The organism is Mycobacterium sp. IDUB_36 (assembly GCF_055419225.1).
Map to the genome: position 1 here is coordinate 2,476,853 of NZ_JBVAXH010000001.1, position 20,870 is coordinate 2,497,722.

The following is a 20,870-nucleotide window of genomic DNA, read 5'->3' on the forward strand; positions in this document are numbered from 1 at the left end:
GGACCCCGAGAAAGGAGACAGCGGATGGCAGACCGAATCCATGTGGTGCCGGCCAACTTGCGGGAAGCTGCCGGGCACCACCAGGAGACATCGGAGTACCTGCGCGCCCTGCCGTCGTCGCACGAGGCGATTCAGCGCAGCCTCGATTCGCTGGGACCGATCTTCGGCGACTTGAGGGAGGCCGGTCGCGAACTACTCGAGCAGCGCCGACTCTGCTACGAACAACAGGCCGACAACCACGCCGAGATCGCGGCCAACCTGACAAAATCGGCCGGCATGTGGGAACAGCACGAAGCTGAATCCGCCGGAAAGCTTGAACGCATCGTCGACGACGGTCGATGACAGAGGCCGATCCGGCGTTCGACACCGTCCACCCGAGCGGACACATCCTGGTCCGCTCCTGCCGCGGCGGCTATATGCACAGCGTGACGCTGAGCGAAGCGGCGATGAAGACCGATGCGGAGAGCCTGACGGAGGGCATCCTGCTGACCGCCGACGTCTCGTACCTCAAGGCCGTCATGGAGGTTCGCGGCGAGATCGTCGCCGCCGGCTACACCCCGTCGGCCGAAGTTCCCACCACCGATGATCTTGACGTGGCGATCGAACGATTGGTCGCCCACGATCTACCGCGCCGTGACGACGCGGAGCACTGACTAGCGAACCCAGGTCTGGACCGCGTCGCGCTCCGGCGCGATATTGGTGGGCGGCTCGACCGGGTTGGCGCCGAACAACTCTCGCGCCCGGCCCAGTAACGCACGCACTTCATTCAGCTGCTGCTGAAGCCCCGAATCAGCCACGCGCTCACGCTACCGAGACGGCGTTATTCGCACAATTCACCCACCCTTTTCGGCCGGCAAACGGCGCAGTTGTCGGGCGAACGATGACGGTACGCTTGGCCGATGGCGATCTTCGGACGGAATACGGCGCGCCAGCGCCTCCGAAGAGCTGCCCAGGAATCGCTGAAAGTTCCGGCGTTCAAGTCGCCCGTCGACTGCTCCCCATGGGTGACGGGAGGCCTCTGGCCTGCGGAGCTGTCCATGGTGACGACCGAGACCGCTCCCCTGGTCAAATATCTGAAGGCCGACTTGCAACGGATCGTCAATTCGGCAAACGAAGAACTCAAGAACATTCGGTGCGCGGGATTGGTCGATTCGACGCGGCAGGCGGAAGAAGCCCGCGTCATCAATGAGGCCCGCGCCTATGCGGCACGACGTGTCGAGTCGACAGTCCGCCACTTGCACAACCTGAAATCGAAATTGCCGGTCGAACAGCGACCGGTCAATGTCGTCGACGAGACCGAGAAAACCACCCGGTTCAAGATCGCACCGCCGCGCACGGATCCAGAGCCGACCATCGAGATTCCCGTGGTGGAGCCCGCCGCACCGGCCCGACCGGAGCAGCCCGAGGCGCTGGTCCGCCCAGCAGAACCATTCCAACCCTGGGAGGGGTTCGACTCGCTGGAGACGTCCGCGGTGCGGGAGCCGGAGGCGGACGCGGAGCCTGACGAGCAGACGAGGTGGTGGGGGCCGGACTCCCCCGACTTCGTGCCGCCGGCTCCGGAGCCTGAGCCGCAACCCGAGCCCGAACTTCACATCGAGCCTGAACCGGAGCCCGAACCTGAGCCCCGGCCGGAGCCTGAGCCTGAACTTGAGCCCGACCCGGAGCCGGCGAAGTCCGGGCCGAGGCACGCCGTCGACACCGACGACACCGACGACACCGAGGTGCTCGACGAGCTGTCGTCGCTGCTCCAGGAGATCGCGCCGCTGGCACAGCCCCCGATCGAACCACCCCAGGCGGCGCCGCTGGTCGTCCCGCCGTTGAACGACGACACCGAGGTCACGCGCCACATCCCGGTGGCCGAGCCGGCCGGCCCGTCCGAGTCGGAACGCGACCGGCTCGAACGGCTGCTGAAGTTCGTGGCCCGTCAGGAACCGGGCCTGCGGTGGGCGGTCGGCACCCGCGCGGACGGCAGCACCCTGCTGGTGACCGATCTGGCGCACGGCTGGATACCGCCCGGCCTCAAGCTGCCCTCCGAGGTGCAGCTTCTGGCACCCGGCCGCCGCACCGGGACCGCGTCGAAGCTGCTCGGACAGACCACGTTGTCGGCGACCTACGCGCCAGGTGATCCGCTGGGATGGGCCACCGACTACGAGGTCACCGACACCTCCTCGCGACCCCGCGAACTTCCGGACGTCGACGATCTGGGCTGGGTGCTCGGCGAGGCGACGCACTGGCGCGACGGCTTGCCGCGAATGGTCAACACGCTGGCCCGGGCGGGCGCGGCCGGCACAGGCATCGTCGACGCCGAGATCGACATACTGCGGGTCTACCTCGACACATCGCGGTACCAGATCCTGGCGCAGTATCCGGACGTCGACCCGGGGTTGCTGCTGAACTGCCTGCTGCTGGCGGCCACCGAGGCGATCGCCACCAAGGATCGGGCCAGCGCGAACTACCACTTCGCCTGGTTTCAATTGCTCAGCTCGCCACCGGCCAGCGGATGGAAGGCCGGACCGTGAGAGATCGCCGTGCGCAAGCCCGCAGACGATGAATTGACGCTGGTCGGAGGGGTCGAGATACTGCCATGATGCCGGGACCGAGCAGTCGCGCGCAGCTGAGCGACAAGGAACTCGTCGATTCGGTACTGCGTGAGTTGAACGAGGCCGCCGACAAGTGGGAGGCACTCGTCGGTCAAGCCGAATCAGTCACCTACAGTGTCGATCTCGGCGATATCCACGCGGTGGCCAACGCCGATGGCCGGTTGGTGGACTTGGCCATGCATCCGACCGTGATGGCCGGTTATACCCACGGCGAACTGGCCGATCGACTCAATCTCGCGATCGCCGCGCTGCGCGACGAGGCCGAAGCCGAGAATCAGACCCGCTACGGCGGAGCACTGCAATGACGGTCAACCTGTTGACGCACAACGTATCTGGACAGCAGGCGGATGCGTATCCGTCGCCGAGAGGACATTGACCGTGCCACTCAATCTCTCCAACCGCGACCAGAACTCGGGGCACCTGTTCTACAACCGCAGGCTGAAAGCCGCGATCACCAGGTTCTCGGTGCGGATGAAGCACGACGACCGCAAACAGCAAGCGGCAGTGGCACTCTCGATGGTGTTCGTGCTGATCGGCATCGGTTGGATGGCGCTGCTGCACGTGATGAAGCCCGCCGGTCTGGTGGGCCAGTCCTCGATCATCGGCAACCGCGACACCGGCGCGGTCTACGCGAAGATCAACGGCCGGCTCTACCCCGCGCTCAACCTGACATCCGCCCGGCTGGTGGTCGGCAATGCGGCCGCACCGACCTGGGTGAAGGCCAGCGAGATCGCCAAGTACCCGACCGGCCCGATCATCGGAATCCCCGGCGTGCCAGACAGTCTCACGGTCACCCCGAATTCGGTGTCGGCGTGGTCGGTCTGCGACACCGCGCCCACCCGGGGAACGGGAACAGTGCCACTGGTGACCTCGATCGCCGGCGAGCTCGCGAGAGACGGCCGGGCCGCCCCGATGCGACCCAACCAGGCCATCCTGGTCACTCACAAAGGGGCCACCTATGTGGTGTGGGGCGGGCAGCGGTCGCAAATCGACCCCGCCGACCGATCGGTGACGTTCAACCTCGGGCTCGACCCCGGGGTCACCTACCCGATCGAGATTTCCAACGCCCTGTTCGACGCCATGCCGGCGACGGAACCCCTTATCATTCCGGCGATTCCGGAGCTCGGCACGCCGTCGACATGGCTGCCGGGATCGACCGTCGGCACCGTGCTGGAAACCCGTGACTCCAACGGTACCGTCACCGGTTTCTACACCCTGCTGGCCAACGGGGTGCAGAAGATCACCAGCTTCGTTGCCGACCTGTTGCGGACCGCGATGGCTCAGGCTTCGGCCACGCCGACGCTGATCTCGCCGGACAAGCTGATCCACATCCCGGCGGTCGACGTGCTCAACGTCGGCTTCTATCCATCGGGCAAGCTGAATTTCGTTGACGCCGCGGTGAATCCGGTGACCTGTGTTGCGTGGCAGAAGCAGACCACCGATCCCCAGGCTGGGATCAGCATCATCAGCGGCCGGGGTCTGCCCGTCCCGATCGGCATGGACCAGCGGCTGGTTCGGTTGGTGCGCGACGACCGTGCACCCGACTCGGTCGAGGCCGACCAGGCGCTGGTTTTGCCGGGGGCGGCAAACTTCGTTGCGACAACCAGCGGGGTGGCCAGCTCCGGCAGCCGCGAGAATCTGTATTGGGTCTCGCCGCAAGGTGTTCGGTTCGGCGTGCAGTGGGACAACAAGACTCTCGAACCGCTGGGGCTCGACGCCGCCAGCGCGGTGCAGGCCCCCTGGCCGATCGTCCGCACCTTCGCCGCGGGCCCGGCCATCAGCCATGACAGCGCCTTGCTGGCGCGCGACACCATCACCGGGGGCGGCTCCGTAGCGCCTGTCCCGGAACCTCATTCACAGGCCGGAGGTTAGGAATGTCCAAGCGTGGATTCGTCCGCGGCGCGCGCAAGCCCGCACCGATGGTCCCGCCGGTTCGGGTGGCGGTCGCTCCGCCGCTGGCGTTGCCCGAGCGCGAGCCGCGCAACATCCTGTTGATGATCGCGCTGCCCGCACTGCTGGTGGGCATCATCGGCACGTTGGTGGTGATGTACACGTCGGGGGTCCGGTCGCTGCAGTCCGGCTTCTTCCCGATGATGGGGTTGGCCGGTTTCGGCGCCTTGATGTTCAGTGGGCGCTTCGGCCGGGGTCGCCGAATCTCCTGGGGCGAGCAGGAAAAGCAGCGGCGGATCTACCTGCGTCAGCTCGACGAAGATCGCGAGGAAGTCCAGCGCGCCGCGCAGGATCAGCGCCGCAGCCAACTGTTCGTCCACGGCGACCCGCAGCATCTGGACACCGTGATCGGTGGACCGCGGATGTGGGAGCGCCGGGTCGACGACCCGGACTTCCTCGATGTCCGCCTCGGCGTCGGCATCCAGCAGGCCAGCGATTCGGCAGTGTCGCTGCAGTGGCCGGAGGTGCCGATCGGCGAGGAGCTCGAACCGGTCACCGGGGGAGCGCTGCGCGATTTCATCTTGGAGCAGAGCAAGATTCGCGGCATCGGCAAAGTGCTGAGCCTGCGGTCCAAGCCAGGCTTCAGCTTCATCGGACCTGACCCGGCCGAGCTGCACAACCTGGCGCGTTCGATCCTGTGCGCGCTCGCGGTGTACCACAGCCCGAACGATCTGAAGCTGATGGTGGTGACCCGCCATCCCGAGTTGTGGTCCTGGTTGGTGTGGCTGCCGCACAACCAGCACGACGAGATGTTCGACGCGTGTGGATTGCGCCGCCTGCTGTTCGTGTCGCCGACTGAGCTCGAGGAAGCGCTCGACGCCGAGCTGCACCGCAAGGGCCGGGGCCCGTGGACGCCACCGGTGGGCACCAGCCCGTCCTCGATGCCGTCCGCGATGGAGTCATTGGGAACCAGGCTCGGCCCGCACTGGGTGATCGTCGACGACAACATCGGCACCCCGGAGCAGTGGGAGGGCGTGACCGGTCAGAAGGGTATGGCCGGAATCACGGTGCTGCGGTTGGCAACTCGGCCCGGTGTCGGTGTCGGATTCGCCGACGAAGACCAGCGCTTCGATCTGCGCGAGCGCCACCTGTATCACCGCGGGTCGTTCTACGCCATCGCCGACATGCTCGCCGAGAGCACCGCGTACCGCTACGCCCGGGCACTGGCCCGCTGGTCGCCGATGAGCGCGGGGGAGTTGTCCGAAACCGACAGCCAGGCAGGTGAATTGCTGCGGGCGCTGGGCATCAACGACCCCCGGCAGCTCGACGTCGACCGGCTGTGGGCCGAGAGCCGCGGCCGCGGTGACGCGAAGTGGGCGATGGTGCCGGTGGGTGTGAAGCCGGGCGGGGAGCTCCAGTACGTCATCTTCCGCGCAAAAGACTTCGGCGGCTTCGGTTTTCACTCCGTGGTCATCGGAACGTCGGGATCGGGTAAGTCCGAGTACTTCCTGTCGCTGGCCAACGGCATCGCGCTGACGCACTCGCCCGAGACGTTCATCCTGATCTTCGTCGACATGAAGTTCGAGTCGGCCGCCCAGGACCTGGCCGGCCTACCGCACGTCGCCGGTTCGCTGTCCAACCTCGGCAAGGACGAGCGGCATCTGGCAGAACGAATGCGCAAGGCCATCGACGGCGAAATCCACCGTCGTTACCGGCTTTTCAAAGAGGCCGGTGCGCGTGACGCCAACGAGTACGAGGAAATGCGACTGGCCGGCCGCGATCTCGAACCGGTGCCCATCCTGCTGGTCATCATCGACGAATACCTCGAGCTGTTCCACCACCACCAGGAATGGATTCAGCTGGTCATCCACATCGGCCAGGAGGGCCGTGGCTGTAACGTCTTCTTCACCCTGGGCGGTCAGCGGCTGGACCTGTCTTCACTGAGTAAAGCCAAGAGCAACATCGCATTCCGGGTCGCGCTGCGGGCGGAGACGGCCGAGGATTCCCGCGACGTGATCGGCAGCGACGCCGCGTTGCATCTGCCGTCGAAGGAAAACGGCTACGCGCTGATGAAGGTCGGCCCGCGCGACCTGGAGCCGTTCCGGTGCTTCTACCTTTCGGCGCCGTTCGTGTTGCCGAAGAAGGTCGTCAACGTCAACCGGACCATCGACGTGAGCTTCTCCCAGCCGCGACCGCTCACCTGGGAGTACCAGCCGCTCAGCGTCGAGGACACCGAAGCCCTCGCGGTCGCCGACGAGCCCGACGAGCCCGACGAGTACCTGTTCCACTCCGACGGCTTCCGCAAGAAGAAGCTGCTCGACGTCATCCGCGACTCGCTGGTCTCGACCCAGGCCCGACTGCCACACCAAATATGGCTTCCCCCACTGGAAGTCAGTGAGCCGGCCGATGCGCTGGTGAGCTACTGGCGCGGCAAGCCCTGGCACGTCGACTACGGCCAGAACTCCGGTCTGACCTTCCCGATCGGGATCGTCGACATTCCCGAGGACCACACCCAGCTGGTGCACGTGATCGACGCCGAGATGGACAACATCATGGTGGTGGGCACCGCACAGCGCGGCAAGAGCACCACGCTGATGACGTTGATGACGTCGGCGGCCTTGATGTACCGGCCCGAGCGCGTGACCTTCTTCTGCATCGGGGCGGCGCTGTACCCGATGGAAGAACTCCCGCACGTCGCCGGTGTGGTCAGCCTGAACGACACCGAAGGGGTGTCGCGGACCCTGGCCACCATCGAAGGATTGATGCGTGCCCGCGAGGCGTCGTTCAAGCACTACCAGATCGACATCTCCGAGTTCCGGGAGCGACGGTTCGGCGCAGCCGGCGGCGGCGGGACCGATCCGGAAGACAAATTCGGTGACGTGTTCCTGATCGTCGACAACTACGGCGATCTCTACGAGAAGGACTTCACCATGGGGGATCGCGCGATGGCGATCGCCCGTCAGGGGTTGTCGTACGGCGTCCACGTGATGACCAGCGCCAACGGCTGGTTCGTCGGGCAGAAGCAGGGACTGCTCAACGTCTCGAACGCCCGCATCCAGCTTCGGCTCAGCAATCCCGACGAGTCGCAGATGGGCACCTCGACCGAGCGCCGCAAGGCCGCCCGCAACACCCTCGACCGGCCCGGATTCGGGCTTACCCGGGACGGCCACGAGATGCTGGTCGGCGTCCCGGAGCTCACCGGCACCGACGGTCAGCGGGTGAACGCCCGCGGGGTGGGCGCGGTCATCGCGCAGGTCACCGGCACCGACAAGGTGGAGCGGCTGTCCCGGCTGCCCGAGCGGGTGGCGCTGACCCAGATCATCGAGGCCTACGACCGGACACCCGAGGGGGGCGATCCGCTCAACATCCCCTTCGCCATCGGCGAGAGCGCACTGCAACCGGTGGCCCTGCCCAGCCGAGCGGTGCCCAACATGCTGGTGATGGGCCGGCAGCTCTGCGGCAAGACCACGACGCTGGCCGCCATCGGCCAGGCCATCACCCGGCGATTCACCCCGGAGCAGGCGCAGATCACCGTGATCGACCCCAAGACCACGCTGATCGGAAAGATTCGCGGACCGCATGTCCGCGGCTACGCCTACACCGCCGACGACATCGACGCCGTGATCGCCGAGCTGGTGGCCGAGCTGCGGGATCGCCTTCCACCGTCGGGTCTGACGCAGGAGGAACTGCTGAACCTGAAAACCTGGGAAGGCCCGCGGCAGTTCGTCCTCATCGACGACGAGCACGAGCTCAGGCCGCACAACCAGGTGCTGAAGCCGGCGGCGACCGCGCCGTTGCTGCCCCTGATCGAGCGGAGCCGCCAGATCGGGTTGCACGTGATCGCCGCGCGCCTGCCCGGCAACTGGGCCGGTCAGGTCGTGATGAACCCGTTCCTGCAGAAGATGACCGGGTCCCGCTCGCCGACATTGTTCATGGACAACGATCCGGCGACGGTGAAGGTGTACGCCCGGGTCAACGCGCAGCAGTTGCCGCCCGGCCGCGCATTGTTGGTGACGACCGAGGGCGAAATCGAAGGAGTGCTGGTCGGGAGCCCGGAGACCGACGAATAGGGGTGAAGAATGCGCCCTGTAATTGGCGTACACACGCAAACAAAAAAGCCCTTAGACTCAAGAAATTCCGCAGGGAAGATCTGCGGAGACAAACACGGGAGCCAACATGTCGATGTTCAGTGTCAACCCCGCAGCGGTGAACTTGTCGTCCCTGACAGAGGCGGCCATCACCGGTGAAATGGCAGCAACGACCGCCGCCGGATCAGCGGCGCTGACCGGTGTGGTGCCGATGGCCGGATCCGCCGACGACATCGCGTTCGCGTCGGCCATGGCGGGTGCGGGCGGTGCTTATCTCGGCACCGCGGGCGCGCACTTCGCCGAGCGCGGCATGTACTCCGCCGGTCAAAGTCTGTCGTCGGTCAGCTATGTGCTCCAAGAGCTGATCAGCGCAGCGCAGTTCTCCTTCTAACCGCATGCCTATCGACCCCAGGTGGGTCGCGGCGCCGCCCGAGATCGTGGCCGCGATCTTCGAGGCCGGCCCCGGCCCCGAATCTATCGTCGCCTACGCCGCCGTGATGGCGACCGAGGCAGCGAGCCATCAGATGGGCATGGCGGCGTCGGCCGCCAACATCACCGGCACCAGCGACGTGTGGACCGGCATGGCCGGTGCCGCCAATGTGGTGCACGGGACCACGCTCAACATGGCCGGGCTCGAGCCGCTCGCCGGCCACTGCGCCAAGCACGTCTTGCTGGCGCAATCGGCCGTCGACGCCTACACAATGGCGGCCCCGTCGGTCATTCCTTCGGTGGCGTGCACCGCAAATCGTGATCTCTGGGGTGTGCTGTGCGCGACAAACTGGTTCGGCCAGAACTTTCCCGGCATTGCGTGCGAAGACTTGCAGTACTTCGGTGACTTCTGGCCACAGAATTCCAGTGTCGGCTTGCTCTACGCCACCACCTTGGGGGCTATCGCGGCCGCCGCGGCAGTCCCGCCGCCGGCACTCGTCGGCAGTTCGGCTCCGGCTGGCTTAGGTGCGGCGGCCAGCCTGGCGGCCCAGGCCGGCCAGACGGCCGGTAGCAACGCGGCCCAGGCGTCGACCGAGGGCACGCAGCTGGCCAGCACGGCCGGGCAGGCGCCGGCGGAGGCCGGCAGTCAGATCTCCTCGGTGCTCGGGCAAGGCCAGGGAATGATCTCCGGCGTCATGCAGCCGTTCACTCAGGCGCTGCAGGCGCCGATGCAAATGATGCAGAGCGGGATGAGCCCCATCCAAAGCCTGATGGGGATGTTCACCGGAGCCAACGCGGGCGCGGGTGCCGGCGATGCCGCAAGCCTGGCCGCGCTGGGTGCGCCGTTGGGCGGCGGCGGTGCCGCGGCGGGCGGCCTGGGTGCCGGCGGTGCGGGAATGGGCGGCCTGAGCTCGAGCGCTGCCAGCTTGACCAGTTTCACGTCGCCGGCCAGCACCTTCGAGCCGGAGACCGCCGGGCGGCCGACCGGTCGCGCCGGGGTTCTCAACGCCTCGGAGTTGCGTGGTCCGACGGCGCGTGCCGGCGGCTCGCCGATGCCGATGTCGCCGGCCGGAATGCTGGGACGCGGCGAGGGGGCGTCAGGAGAGAAGAAGGACGACGTCACCCACGCGCGCATTGTGGTGAATTCCGAGCATCGGGACGATCAGCGAACGGATCTCTGAAACGTGCCGTGTAACAGCTGTCAGCTATTGGTACATCTGCGACAGATGGGAGAATTGCGCGTCTTTTACGGGCGCAAAAAGCTGAAGTGACACATCCCGAAAAGAGCTTAGACTTTTGCCCAAGCCCCGCCCCAGGTTGGGGTGGGCGAGACCAAAGGAGAGGCGAATGACCACTACATCCGGGCCGAGAATTCCGCCGGAGCTGGCCGCGCAAGTCAAACAGAAGATCGAGTCCTTGATGGAGCACGCGACCATTGCCGCAACTCAGGGAAAGACCGCCGTCGAGGAGATGATCATGAGCGGCGGGCACTCCGGTGACGCGGCCGTCATTTCGGGACAGAAGGCCGTCGAGATCAACACCGATCTCACGCGGGTCATCACCGGCTGCCAAGAATTGGCGCACAAGCTCGGTATCGCGGTGAACCAATTCGTTCAGCACGACCAGGACGCCAAGAACAAGGTCGCTGCCATCCAGTCGACTTAGTCGGGGCCGCCGGCCCTTCGCCGGAGAATCACCTCAGCCGCATTCTTGTTCGAATAGGAGACAACAATGAACGATCCATCAGTCATCACGTACCGGCCCGACGTAATCGCGCACGGCACCTCGGCTTTGGCGAGCGCCTCGGCCGCGTTGTCGGAGGCTCAGAGCGATCTGGTCAACATCAACGCCCTGCTGGCCGACGCCATGCATGGCACCTTTCACGAGTCCTACCAGGAGAGCATGCGGCAGATCGAGCAGCCGCTGCTGCACCTCGCTGAGACCGTCGGCGTCCATGGTCACGTGCTGGACTCGATCACCAACGACGCCGTCATGCTCGACGCGTCACTCGCGGGCGGATAATTCGAGCAGCCAGGCTGGGGCGCACGCGAAAGCTTGCGCCCCAGCTGCTTTCAGTAGGGATTTCTTGTGTTGACAACCACTGTCGACGGCCTGTGGGTATTGCAAATTCTCACCGGGATCGAAACGCTCGCCCCGGAGTTGGGGCTGCGCGCCATCCGTCCGAGCGCGGAAACGCGGGAAGCGGCGTTGGCCGACCCGGTGGCCGCGGAGTTACGCGCCGCCGGCGTGATCGACGACGACGGCACCGTCGACCACAATGTCGTCGAATGGCTCACCGTGCTGTCGCGGCGGGACGTCGCGCTGCTGATCAGCGTCCGCACACCGACGAACGGCGACGCACTCACCCGCGCGCTGCTGGCACGCTTCGCCGAGTGGTGGGTGGTGATGGAGCGGTCCGAGGATCTGATCCGTATTTCCGGCGCGGGGACGTCCACCGCCGAGGGTTCGGCGAATGCGGTGATCCGCGCCCAGATAGAGCGTCTCTGTGGGATCAACGGGCCGGCGCCGTTCCGACCCGTCACCCTGGACGTCGACGCGCTGCAGCAGAAAGCGACCAGCCGGGAAGCGCTGGATGCGTTCCTGTCGAATCAGCGGCTCGACACCGATCAGCTCCAGATTCTCAAGATGGCCGCGGATTTCAGCCGCTCGGCCCAAGCGGGGATCGTCGCGCTGCAGTCCGGAATGGCGCTCGCCGGGCCTACCCGGACTCACGTCGAGCCGAGCGCCGTCACGATCATCGACACCCCCGAGGGGCGGATCGTCGCCGAGCACGAGCCGTCCGGTGGCAAGAAGTGGATGATCCTCGCGCCGGGCACAACGAGCAACATCACCACCGCGGTAAACCGGATGATGCGCCGGCTACCCGCGAATGATGAATGGCATTCATACCGAAAGGTTGTGTAAGTGATGGGTTCCGCACGCGTGTTAGCATCGGCATCGTGACAAATCCGTGGAACGCGGCACCTAATTCACCCGAACAAGGCCGGCAAACGCCGAGATCATCGGCCGGTTCGCGTTCCCAACATCCCGACTCCGTTTCGGAAACATTGCGTATATCGGATATGGTCCGAGCGCGTAAAATTCCGCCCGGTTCGGGCTGGCGCAAATTCATATATTCCGCGTCTTTCCAGACCATTAATCTCGGAGAGTCACCGGCCGAGCGTCATTACCGCGAGCTACAGGGGCGCATCCGCCGCCACATCCGCAAGCAGTACGTGGTCGGCGTCGTCTCCGGTAAGGGTGGTGTCGGCAAGACCACGTTGACGGCGTGCATCGGCGCGGTGTTCCGCGAATGCCGGCCGGAGAACGTGGTCGCCATCGACGCGGCGCCGGGATTCGGCACACTGGCCGGTCGCATCGACGAATCCCCTCCGGGGGACTACTCGGCCGTCTTGAACGACACCGACGTCCAGGGCTACGCCGACATCCGGGAACACCTGGGGCAGAACAGCTTAGGCCTCGACGTGCTGGCCGGTAACCGTGCTTCGGACCAGCCCCGTCCGCTGGTTCCGTCGATGTTCGCGGGTGTGCTGTCACGCCTGCGCCGCACCCACAACGTGATCGTCGTCGATACCTCCGACGACCTCGAGCACCCGGTGATGAAGGCCGTGTTCGACGCCTGCGACACGTTGGTGTTCGTCTCGGGTCTGACCGCGGACACCTCGCTGCCGGTGACCCGCGCGATCGACTTGTTGCGATCGATGGGCTACCACGAATTGGTGTCCCGCAGCATGGTGATCCTGAATGACAGCCGTGACAAATACGACGCCGACGCGCGTGCTTACCTCACCGAGCGATTCGGTCAATCCGGCGCGACCGTTGAATTCATGCCATTCGATCCGCATTTGGCCAAAGGCGGAATCATCGACACCCGGCATGAATTGGAAAAGAAAACTCGACTCCGACTATTTGAGATCACTGCGGCGTTGGCGGACAAATACGTTCCGGACGCCGACAGGCCACGGTAATGGCGAAGGTCGCATTCCCGGCGCGGTGCGCAGTTGCGGTGGTATGTGGCGAACACCTGGTCTCACAGGTGTACCCGGCCTCGGTGCCGGTCGAAGTCTTCGTCGACAACATCGTCGAATTGCTCAACGACGAACTGAAGCGCCGCGGCCTGGCCGGGCTGGAATCCGGTATCGGCTACGAACTGCACAAAGCCAACGGCGTACGACTCGACGTCACGAAAACTCTGGATGAGCTCGGCGTCGAGGACGGCGCAACGCTGGTGCTGGCGCCGGCGGTCGAAGGCGATTCTTTCGAGCCGCAGTACGAGTCGTTGTCCACCGGGTTGGCGCGGGTCGGCAAGAAGCTGTTCGATCCGGTCACCGCGTCGACGGCCGCGCATACCTCGCTGGCCATCCTGGCCATGATCTCCGCCGCGGTACTGGCGCTGGCGCTGCGCGACCGAGTCGCCGGCGACTCGATGGTGCCCAGCGCTGTCACCGGGGTGCTCGGCCTGCTGACCGTCGGCGGAGCCGCGACCGTGGCCCGCTGGTGGCCGCAGCGGACCGACCTGGTCGGCGGGTTCGCCTGGCTGGCTGTCCCGTTGCTGGCCGTGAGCCTGGGCGCCGGAGCGCCCGGCCCGGTCGGAGCGGCGCACGTGTTCATCTCGGCGCTGGCCGCGGCGATGCTCACCTGCGCGGTCGCGGTCTTCACCGGCCGCCACGTCAACGTCGCGGCGACCGCGGTGACGCTGTGCGCGCTCGGCGGGGTGATCGCCTCCGCCAGGATGTGGCGACCGGTTCCCGCGCAATGGCTGGGCATGTGCACGCTGGTCGTGCTGCTGTTCCTGCTGACCATGGCGCCGACGATCGCACTCTGGTCGGCACGCATCCGGCCGCCGTACTTCGGGTCGGTCACCGGCCGTGACCTCTTCCGTCGCAGCGCGGGCCTTCCGGTCGACGCGGTGTCACCCGTCGAGGAGACGGCCGAGGAAGAGCTGAGCCCGGACACCACGCCCCGGGGCACCCAGATCGCGGCGGCGGCGGTACGCGCCAACAACGTGCTCACCGGAATCTGTGTGGGCGCGAGTATCGCGCTGCCGGCCGCGGTGTGGGCCACGCTGATCCCGGGGCAGCACCGGAGTGGATACGCGGTGGTGTTGGTGGGGTTGTTCGTCCTGATCTTCATCAGCCGTGGCCGGGCGTTCGCCGACAAGCGACAGGCCGTCGCGTTGGTGTGCGGGGCGGCCGCCGCGACGTGCGTCGGCGTGATCAAGTACGCCTGGCACGCACCGGCGGCATCGGCCGACTCGGTGTTGTGGGGCGGGTTGATCCTGGCCGGCTTCGGCGCCGCCGGCCTGGTGGCGGCGCTGCTGGTGCCGATCACCCGCTTCACCCCGCTGGTCCGGATGATCGCCGAATGGCTGGAGATCGCGGCGATCATCGCCGCGCTGCCGCTGGCCGCGTGGATCGGCGGCCTGTTCAACTGGGTGCGCATGCGATGAGGCACGGGTCGATGACGCGGCGGATCTCTGCCCTCACGCTGACCGGTCTGCTGGTCGGTGTGCCGGCCACTCTTCCTGCGGCCCAGGCGATCACGCCGCCCGTGGTCGACCCGGCCCGGGTTCCCGCGGATGGCAAGCCGGGGCCGGAAGCGCCGATGCGCCAAAGCAACATATGCGCGCGCACCATCACCGTCGCCGAGCCGAACGTCGCTGTCACGGCACCCGGCTTCACGCTGCTCAACGTCGCGAAGGCGTGGCAGTACTCGACCGGAAACGGCGTGCCCGTCGCGGTCATCGACACCGGCGTCAACCCGACTCCGCGGCTCCCGGTCGTTCCCGGCGGCGACTACATCATGAGCGGTGACGGGCTGCTGGACTGCGACTCGCACGGAACCGTCGTCGCATCGCTGATTGCTGCTGCGCCGCAAGGTATTCCGATGCCCGCCGCGATGCCGTCCGTGCCGGCCTTCCCGCCGCCGGCCGGCCCACCGCCCGCGATCGCCGCACCACTGCCGCCGGGCGGACCGCCGCCACCGATCGCGCCGCCCGCTCCGCCGTCGCCGGTGACGATCACCGAGACCAAGCCTGCCGCGCCGCCGCCACCGCCGCCGCCCGGTGACGAACCGTCGAACGGGCCGGGCGACCCGACTCCCGGCGCGCCGGACGATCCCGAGGTCCCGGGGCTTCCGCCGGGCGCACCCGACGGGGTCGCCGGCGTGGCGCCGCACGCGCGCATCATCTCCATCCGTCAGTCGTCACGGGCCTACGAGTTGGAGCACCCCGGTGGCGACATGGAAGCCCGCAAGAAGGCGGGCAGCATCGCCACGTTGGGCAGCGCAATCGTGCACGCCGCCAACATGGGCGCCAAGGTGATCAACATCAGCGTCACCGCCTGCGTATCGGCGGCAGACCCGTTGGACCAGAGCGCAATCGGGGCGGCCGTCTGGTACGCGGCGACCGTGAAAGATGCTGTGATCGTCGCGGCCGCCGGCAACGAGGGCGAAGACGAGTGCGCGCAGAACCCCGGATTCGACCCGCTCGACACGGCCGACCCACGGGACTGGCACCAGGTCAAGACCGTGTCGTCGCCGTCGTGGTTCTCCGACTACGTGTTGTCGGTCGGGGCCGTCGACAACACCGGCGCCCCGGTCAGCAAGAGCCTGTCCGGGCCGTGGGTGGCCGCGGCCGCACCCGGGGTCGGGATCATGGGGCTGTCCCCGCAGACCGGCGGACCGGTCAACGCCTACCCGCCGCTGCGCGCCGGTGAGAAGAATCTGCCGTTCTGGGGCACCAGCTTCTCGGCGGCCTATGTCAGCGGGGTGGCCGCGCTGGTCCGGGCCAAGTATCCGGCCCTGACCGCGCATCAAATCATCAACCGGATCTTGCAGACGTCGCACAACCCGCCGCGCGGCGTGGACAACCAGGTCGGTTACGGCGTCGTCGATCCGGTGGCGGCGCTGACGTTCAACGTGCCGCCCGGGGACCGCCTCGCGCCCGGTGCGCAGAGCCGGGTGATCGTTCCGGCCGCGCCACCGCCGCCGCCCGATCACCGCGCCCGGACCGTGGCGATGGTGTTCGCCGGTCTGGTGGCCGCCGCGGTGCTGATCGCATCGCTCGTCGCGCGGGCTCGGCGAGAGCGATGACGGCCGGGATCCGGCTGACGATCGTCGTCAGCATCCTCACCCTCGGCCTCGTCGGCTGGGCGGTGGGCGGATATCCCGGCGCCGCAGTGGGTTTGGTGCTCGGCATCGCGGCCGGGGTAGTGCGCTGGTGGCGGCAGCCGGCCTGGTCGTGGCTGTTGTTGTGGCGTCAGCGCAAACGGGCGATCACGTTCAGCGAGCCCATCACCGTCGCCAACGACCGAGCCGGTGGCGGTGTCCGCTACCAGGACGGCGTCGCAGTGGTGGCCGTGCAGCTGCTGGGCAAGGCGCACCGGCCCACGCTGTTCACCGGTTCGACGGCGACCTACAGCGACAACACCGTCGACGTCGCCGAATTGTTGCCGCTGCTGCACCAGAGTCTCGGCCTGTCGATCGACTCGCTGAGCGTGGTGAGCGTCGGCGCCCGGCGCCGCAGCAGCGGTGACTACCCGCGCGTCTACGACACCTTGATCGGCACGCCGCCGTACGCCGGGCAGCGCGAGACCTGGCTGGTTGTCCGGATCCTGTCGATGCCGAATGCCAGTGCGCTGCAATGGCGTACCTCGGCGGGCACGGCGACACTGGCCGCGGCCCAGCGCATCGCGGCGGCACTGCGCCAGCACGGTATTCGCGCAAAGGTGGCCACCGCGACCGACATCGTCGAGCTGGAACGGCGGCTGGGCTCCTCGGCGCTGAACGCACATCACCAGCGCTGGCGCACCGCGCGCGGTGAAGGCGGCTGGCTGACGTCGTACTGGTATCACCCCGACGAGATCAGCGCCGAGAGCCTGGAGCACGCGTGGTCCCTGCGGGCGGACGGAATCATCCAGAACATCACGGTCTTCGGCGATGGCAGCCTCACCGCCACCGTCACCGTCCGCACAGCGCAGCCACCGACCGCCCCGCCGAGTGTGAACCTCAAGACGCTGCCGGGGGAGCAGGCCCGGGCGATCGCGGCCAACATGTGCGGGCCGATGCCCACGCTGCACGGCCTGCGCCGTGGTGTCCTGACGACGCCGCTGGTCATCCCGATCGGGCCGTCGGGTGTGCTGCTGGGCAAGGTCGACGCCGGTAACCGGTTGACGCTGCCGCTGGACGATCCGGGGGAGTTCAGCCGCGTGCACATCGCCGCGCAGGACGCGCTGGCCAAACGGATCGTGGTGCGCCTGGCCGGCGCCGGCGAGCGGATCACCGTGCACACCCGTGACCAACAGCGATGGGCAAGCGTCCGGATGCCGGACATCGCAGTCGGCCCCCAGGTCCGGCCGATGGCCGGCACCACGGTCAGCGTGGTCGACGGCACGGTCACCCCGGCGCCGCGCCCGAACACCCTGATCTCGATCGGTGAGCCGGGCACGCCGTACCGGGGCTCGGCCGACGTGCTGATCACGCAGATCGGTCCGGCGACCGTGGATGTGACGGCCGCCGGTCAACTGCATACGGTTGAAGTCGAGCTGTTCCGCGCCGAGAATCGCTACATCTCGTCGGAGCCGACGAGTCTGAGGACATCCGAGCTCGAACCGGTGGAGTGAGGGCGGCTTCCCCGGCGGGGACAGACGGAGCAGTGCGGATCTGGAGAGGCAGGAGGAGCGGCGCGTGACCAGTGCGACCACCACGGCAGCCGCCCGCAAGCGGTTCGACCAGGCGATGGACCTCTTCGACCACGACCAGCAGGCCGCTCTGGGACGGTTCCGGGAGGCCACCGAGATCGACCCGTCGATGGCCGATGCCTGGCTGGGACGGATCGCCGCGGGCGACGACGAACTGGCATCCCTGCAGCAGCTGTACGCCTACGGCGCCCGGTTGCACCGCGAGACCAACCGGCTCGGAGTCCGGCTGTCGGCGTCGATCAAGGCCGGACCGTATCTGGCCATCTCGGTGACGGAGTCCTCGCATGCGGGCCTGGCTCTGTCGAGCGCGTTGATCGACGACGGCCAATACGAGAAAGCCGAAGCGCTGCTGAAGGATTCGGCTCTGCTGGACACCTGGGAGAACCACCAGTGGCAGCAGTACGTGCGGGCCTACCTGATGTTCGCCACCCAACGCTGGCCGGACGTGATCTCGGTGGCGGCGACCGTGCTGCCGCCGCAGGCGATCATCATGTCCGCGGTGACCGCTGCCACGAATGCGCTCGCCGCCCACGCGGCCGCGCATCTGGGACAGGCCCGGGTCGCGCTGGACTGGGCCGACCGGGTCGACATGCGCGCCGGCGGTTCGTCCGAGGCGCGCCGCCACCAGTTGACCGACACCGCGGTGACGGCGATCGACCCCAACGAATTCCCATTGATCGCAGCCGATCTCGCGTACGTCCGGGGGATGGCACACCGCCAGCTCGACGAAGAGGACAAGGCCCAGATCTGGCTGTCCAAGGCGACGATCAACGGCGCGCTCATCGCGCCGGCCAAGGAGGCGCTCGGCGACCAGCAGCTGCAATTGGTGGTCACCGATGAGGAGACGATCAACACCCGCAGCAACAAGTGGGACGTCAGCACCGAGCAGTCCGCGTCGGACCGCCGGGCGGAGGAGACCGAGGGGCGTCGCGAGGAGCTGCTCACCGAGGGTCGGGCGCTGCTCAACAACCAGGTGGGGCTCAGCGAAGTCAAACAGGCCGTGGCCGAACTGGAAGACCAGATCGAGGTCCGGGCACTGCGGTTGGCGGCCGGACTGCCGGTGAACAACCAGACCAACCACATGCTGCTGGTGGGGCCGCCCGGTACCGGTAAGACCACGACCGCGGAGGCGCTGGGCAAGATCTACGCCGGGCTGGGCATCGTGCGCCATCCTGAGATCGTCGAGGTGAAACGCGCCGACTTCTGCGGTGAGCACATCGGTGCGTCCGGACCGAAAACCAATGAGCTGATTGCCCGTTCGCTCGGTCGGATCTTGTTCATGGACGAGTTCTACAGCCTGGTGGAGCGTCACCACGACGGCCGGCCGGACATGATCGGCATGGAGGCCGTCAACCAGTTGCTGGTCGCCCTCGAGGTGCACCGCTTCGACTTCTGCTTCATCGGCGCGGGTTACGAGAAGGAAGTCGACGAGTTCCTCACCGTCAACCCCGGTTTGGCGGGCCGGTTCAACCGCAAGCTGCGGTTCGCGTCGTATGCCCCCGACGAGCTGGTCGAGATCGCGGTGCGCTACGGAGAGCCCCGCGCGACGGTCATCGAGCCGGCCGCTCGCGAGGCATTGAACATGGCGTGCAAGACATTACGGGCCTACCTGGCACCGGACGGCACACACGGGATCGACGTCATGCAGAACGGACGCTTCGCCCGAAACGTCGTCGAGCGGGCCGAGCGGCTCCGCGATTCCCGGGTGGCCGCCCAGAACCGCTCCGACCGAGGGTCGGTGACGGTCGAAGACCTCGAGACGTTACGCACCCAGGACGTCGTGGCGGCGGTCACCGATGCGTGCGCGGAAAAGCACGTGCCCGTTCACCTTTGAGCACGCGACGGAATCGGGTCGAACCGAAACACCGCGATGCGGCCGGCCAACGCCTCGAACTCGTCGGGTGTCCCGTCGACCACCATGCCGGACCGCTTCGCGAAACTGACCCCGACCGGCACCTCGCGCGGATAGACCCGAAGTATCGGACGCGACTGTGCCGCAGTCAGTTCCACGATTCTGACGGCGCACGATCGCCGACCCCTACTGAGGATGCCGGTGCCGGAGGCGCGGGCGTTGGCGGCCCAGTCCGCATCGGGATACCCGGCGACCACGTAAAGATAGCCGTCGCGGCTAAACGGTGTCATCGGCGTGCTCCGCGGCTTACCTGACTTGCGACCGGGCACCGTGAGCACCATGGCGGGCCCGGTCGGTATGCCGAGCTTCTGGACGGCCATCATCAGCTTGTTCATTGGTTTGAGGTACCGCGGCGGACGAGGGTCGGACATGCGTTGTCTCCTTGGCTAATTGGTGAAGAGATGACGGTGGTCGGCAACCCATTGCGCGAAGGGCGTCGCCGGTCGGGCAGCGATCTTCTCGACGTCGAAAGTGACCAGAGCCGGCTTGTCAACCGCGTCGGCGAGCATCAGCAGGTACGCGTCAGCGAATTCGGCACCCAGCCCGATGCTGATGAAGCGCTCTCGCACGGCATCAAGCGGGGCTTCGGTGTAACGCAGCCGTCGGCCCAGGACGTCACCGATGACGCCGACCAGTTCGGCGTTGGTGAATGCCTGTGGCCCGGTGAGCGGAATCCGCTGTCCGACGAACTCATCGGTCAGCAGAGCGCGGGCCGCGACAGCGGCGATGTCGTCCTCGGCAATCGGCGCGCTGGAGGCGTCTGGATACGGGCCACCGACAATATCGCCCGCCCTGATCTGTGCCGACCACATGCCGGCGAAGTTCATTGCGAACACTGACGGCCGCAGGCTCACCCACTCCATGCCGGAGTCGATGGAGAGTTGTTCGACTTCTTTGTTCCGGTCGCCGCGAACGCGTGACGGCTGTCGCGTGACGTCGTCGTCGACGTTGATCGCGGACAACGCCACCAACCTGGTGACTCCGCTGCGCCGTGCTGCGGCCACCAGGTCGGCGAGACCGTCGCCAAGCGCCCGGGAGTTCAGAAACACGGCCGATGCCCCGGGCAGCGCGTCGACGGCCGAACGCAGCGTCTCTACGCCGTCCGGAAACCCTGCGGTCTCCGGTATACGGGTGATAGCGCGTACCTGTGCGCCCTCGGCGACGAGCAGCGACACCAGTGGGCGTCCGACGTTGCCGGTCGCGCCGGTCACAACGATGGTCATGGTGGCCT

At 67.0% G+C, this 20,870-nt stretch carries 19 protein-coding genes and 1 pseudogene; 17 read left to right on the top strand and 3 right to left on the bottom strand.

Annotated elements, in window-relative coordinates; translation table 11 throughout:
- Window positions 1-24: 24 nt before the first annotated feature.
- Both ACZYW1_RS12205 and ACZYW1_RS12210 read left to right on the top strand, forming a co-directional pair.
- Window positions 25-342 carry an ESX-1 secretion-associated protein gene (locus ACZYW1_RS12205; RefSeq protein WP_463786066.1) on the top strand — a complete coding sequence of 106 codons (318 nt, stop codon included), beginning with the start codon at window positions 25-27 and terminating at the stop codon, window positions 340-342.
- Window positions 339-653 (top strand): DUF2694 family protein, encoded by a 315-nt coding sequence (locus tag ACZYW1_RS12210; protein ID WP_463786067.1) that lies wholly within the window; start codon window positions 339-341, stop codon window positions 651-653. Before ACZYW1_RS12205 ends, ACZYW1_RS12210 begins: the two co-directional genes overlap by 4 nt.
- Here ACZYW1_RS12210 and ACZYW1_RS12215 read toward each other — a convergent pair whose 3' ends face one another.
- On the bottom strand, window positions 654-797 hold the full coding sequence (locus ACZYW1_RS12215; RefSeq protein WP_463786069.1) for a hypothetical protein: 144 nt from the start codon (window positions 795-797) through the stop codon (window positions 654-656).
- 102 nt (window positions 798-899) lie between these two features.
- On the opposite strand from ACZYW1_RS12215, the pseudogene ACZYW1_RS12220 reads away from it, so the two are divergent.
- The 15 genes and pseudogenes from ACZYW1_RS12220 to eccA form a co-directional block, all read left to right on the top strand.
- Window positions 900-1,233: pseudogene (locus tag ACZYW1_RS12220) on the top strand (hypothetical protein); the annotation flags it as partial.
- A 620-nt stretch (window positions 1,234-1,853) separates the two neighbouring features.
- On the top strand, window positions 1,854-2,519 hold the full coding sequence (locus ACZYW1_RS12225) for a DUF5631 domain-containing protein (protein ID WP_463787808.1): 666 nt from the start codon (window positions 1,854-1,856) through the stop codon (window positions 2,517-2,519).
- 65 nt (window positions 2,520-2,584) lie between these two features.
- Complete coding sequence (locus tag ACZYW1_RS12230) at window positions 2,585-2,905, top strand: DUF2710 family protein (RefSeq protein ID WP_463786070.1); 321 nt, start codon at window positions 2,585-2,587, stop codon at window positions 2,903-2,905.
- Between the two features lie 73 nt (window positions 2,906-2,978).
- A complete protein-coding gene (eccB, locus tag ACZYW1_RS12235) occupies window positions 2,979-4,472 on the top strand; it encodes a type VII secretion protein EccB (protein ID WP_463786072.1) in 1,494 nt (497 codons plus the stop codon).
- Window positions 4,473-4,474: 2 nt separating this feature from the next.
- Window positions 4,475-8,560 carry a type VII secretion protein EccCa gene (gene eccCa, locus ACZYW1_RS12240; RefSeq protein ID WP_463786073.1) on the top strand — a complete coding sequence of 1,362 codons (4,086 nt, stop codon included), beginning with the start codon at window positions 4,475-4,477 and terminating at the stop codon, window positions 8,558-8,560.
- Window positions 8,561-8,666: 106 nt separating this feature from the next.
- The gene (locus tag ACZYW1_RS12245) at window positions 8,667-8,969 is read left to right on the top strand and encodes a PE domain-containing protein (protein WP_463786075.1); all 303 of its coding nucleotides are present in this window, start codon (window positions 8,667-8,669) and stop codon (window positions 8,967-8,969) included.
- A gap of 4 nt (window positions 8,970-8,973) precedes the next feature.
- The gene (locus ACZYW1_RS12250) at window positions 8,974-10,188 is read left to right on the top strand and encodes a PPE domain-containing protein (protein WP_463786076.1); all 1,215 of its coding nucleotides are present in this window, start codon (window positions 8,974-8,976) and stop codon (window positions 10,186-10,188) included.
- Window positions 10,189-10,354: 166 nt separating this feature from the next.
- Window positions 10,355-10,672: a hypothetical protein gene (locus ACZYW1_RS12255; RefSeq protein WP_463786079.1), complete on the top strand. Its 318-nt coding sequence runs from the start codon at window positions 10,355-10,357 to the stop codon at window positions 10,670-10,672.
- A gap of 66 nt (window positions 10,673-10,738) precedes the next feature.
- Window positions 10,739-11,029, top strand: a complete 291-nt coding sequence (locus ACZYW1_RS12260) for a hypothetical protein (RefSeq protein WP_463786081.1) — start codon at window positions 10,739-10,741, stop codon at window positions 11,027-11,029.
- A gap of 66 nt (window positions 11,030-11,095) precedes the next feature.
- A complete protein-coding gene (locus ACZYW1_RS12265; protein WP_463786083.1) occupies window positions 11,096-11,932 on the top strand; it encodes an ESX secretion-associated protein EspG in 837 nt (278 codons plus the stop codon).
- 35 nt (window positions 11,933-11,967) lie between these two features.
- Window positions 11,968-12,996, top strand: coding sequence for a MinD/ParA family ATP-binding protein (locus tag ACZYW1_RS12270; protein WP_463786084.1), 1,029 nt, complete (start codon window positions 11,968-11,970; stop codon window positions 12,994-12,996).
- Window positions 12,996-14,477: a type VII secretion integral membrane protein EccD gene (eccD, locus tag ACZYW1_RS12275; RefSeq protein WP_463786086.1), complete on the top strand. Its 1,482-nt coding sequence runs from the start codon at window positions 12,996-12,998 to the stop codon at window positions 14,475-14,477. The genes ACZYW1_RS12270 and eccD overlap by 1 nt, the downstream gene beginning before the upstream one ends.
- Window positions 14,478-14,488: 11 nt before the next feature.
- Window positions 14,489-16,120 (top strand): type VII secretion-associated serine protease mycosin, encoded by a 1,632-nt coding sequence (gene mycP / locus ACZYW1_RS12280; protein WP_463786088.1) that lies wholly within the window; start codon window positions 14,489-14,491, stop codon window positions 16,118-16,120.
- Complete coding sequence (gene eccE, locus ACZYW1_RS12285; protein ID WP_463786090.1) at window positions 16,117-17,649, top strand: type VII secretion protein EccE; 1,533 nt, start codon at window positions 16,117-16,119, stop codon at window positions 17,647-17,649. The genes mycP and eccE overlap by 4 nt, the downstream gene beginning before the upstream one ends.
- Before the next feature lie 115 nt (window positions 17,650-17,764).
- Window positions 17,765-19,561 (top strand): type VII secretion AAA-ATPase EccA, encoded by a 1,797-nt coding sequence (eccA, locus tag ACZYW1_RS12290; protein WP_463787809.1) that lies wholly within the window; start codon window positions 17,765-17,767, stop codon window positions 19,559-19,561.
- Here eccA and ACZYW1_RS12295 read toward each other — a convergent pair.
- Window positions 19,552-20,010 (bottom strand): nitroreductase/quinone reductase family protein, encoded by a 459-nt coding sequence (locus ACZYW1_RS12295; RefSeq protein ID WP_463786091.1) that lies wholly within the window; start codon window positions 20,008-20,010, stop codon window positions 19,552-19,554. The genes eccA and ACZYW1_RS12295 overlap by 10 nt on opposite strands.
- 15 nt (window positions 20,011-20,025) lie before the next feature.
- On the bottom strand, window positions 20,026-20,862 hold the full coding sequence (locus tag ACZYW1_RS12300) for an NAD(P)H-binding protein (protein WP_463786093.1): 837 nt from the start codon (window positions 20,860-20,862) through the stop codon (window positions 20,026-20,028).
- Between the last annotated feature and the right edge of the window lie 8 nt (window positions 20,863-20,870).

Bases quoted from the DNA above. Each gene is read 5' to 3' on its own strand.
- mycP (WP_463786088.1), top strand. From the start codon at position 14,489: ATGACGCGGCGGATCTCTGCCCTCACGCTGACCGGTCTGCTGGTCGGT.
- ACZYW1_RS12255 (WP_463786079.1), top strand. From the start codon at position 10,355: ATGACCACTACATCCGGGCCGAGAATTCCGCCGGAGCTGGCCGCGCAA.
- ACZYW1_RS12210 (WP_463786067.1), top strand. From the start codon at position 339: ATGACAGAGGCCGATCCGGCGTTCGACACCGTCCACCCGAGCGGACAC.
- ACZYW1_RS12245 (WP_463786075.1), top strand. From the start codon at position 8,667: ATGTCGATGTTCAGTGTCAACCCCGCAGCGGTGAACTTGTCGTCCCTG.
- ACZYW1_RS12230 (WP_463786070.1), top strand. From the start codon at position 2,585: ATGATGCCGGGACCGAGCAGTCGCGCGCAGCTGAGCGACAAGGAACTC.
- ACZYW1_RS12205 (WP_463786066.1), top strand. From the start codon at position 25: ATGGCAGACCGAATCCATGTGGTGCCGGCCAACTTGCGGGAAGCTGCC.
- ACZYW1_RS12295 (WP_463786091.1), bottom strand. From the start codon at position 20,010: ATGTCCGACCCTCGTCCGCCGCGGTACCTCAAACCAATGAACAAGCTG.
- eccA (WP_463787809.1), top strand. From the start codon at position 17,765: ATGGACCTCTTCGACCACGACCAGCAGGCCGCTCTGGGACGGTTCCGG.
- eccD (WP_463786086.1), top strand. From the start codon at position 12,996: ATGGCGAAGGTCGCATTCCCGGCGCGGTGCGCAGTTGCGGTGGTATGT.
- ACZYW1_RS12260 (WP_463786081.1), top strand. From the start codon at position 10,739: ATGAACGATCCATCAGTCATCACGTACCGGCCCGACGTAATCGCGCAC.
- ACZYW1_RS12300 (WP_463786093.1), bottom strand. From the start codon at position 20,862: ATGACCATCGTTGTGACCGGCGCGACCGGCAACGTCGGACGCCCACTG.
- eccCa (WP_463786073.1), top strand. From the start codon at position 4,475: ATGTCCAAGCGTGGATTCGTCCGCGGCGCGCGCAAGCCCGCACCGATG.
- ACZYW1_RS12250 (WP_463786076.1), top strand. From the start codon at position 8,974: ATGCCTATCGACCCCAGGTGGGTCGCGGCGCCGCCCGAGATCGTGGCC.
- eccE (WP_463786090.1), top strand. From the start codon at position 16,117: ATGACGGCCGGGATCCGGCTGACGATCGTCGTCAGCATCCTCACCCTC.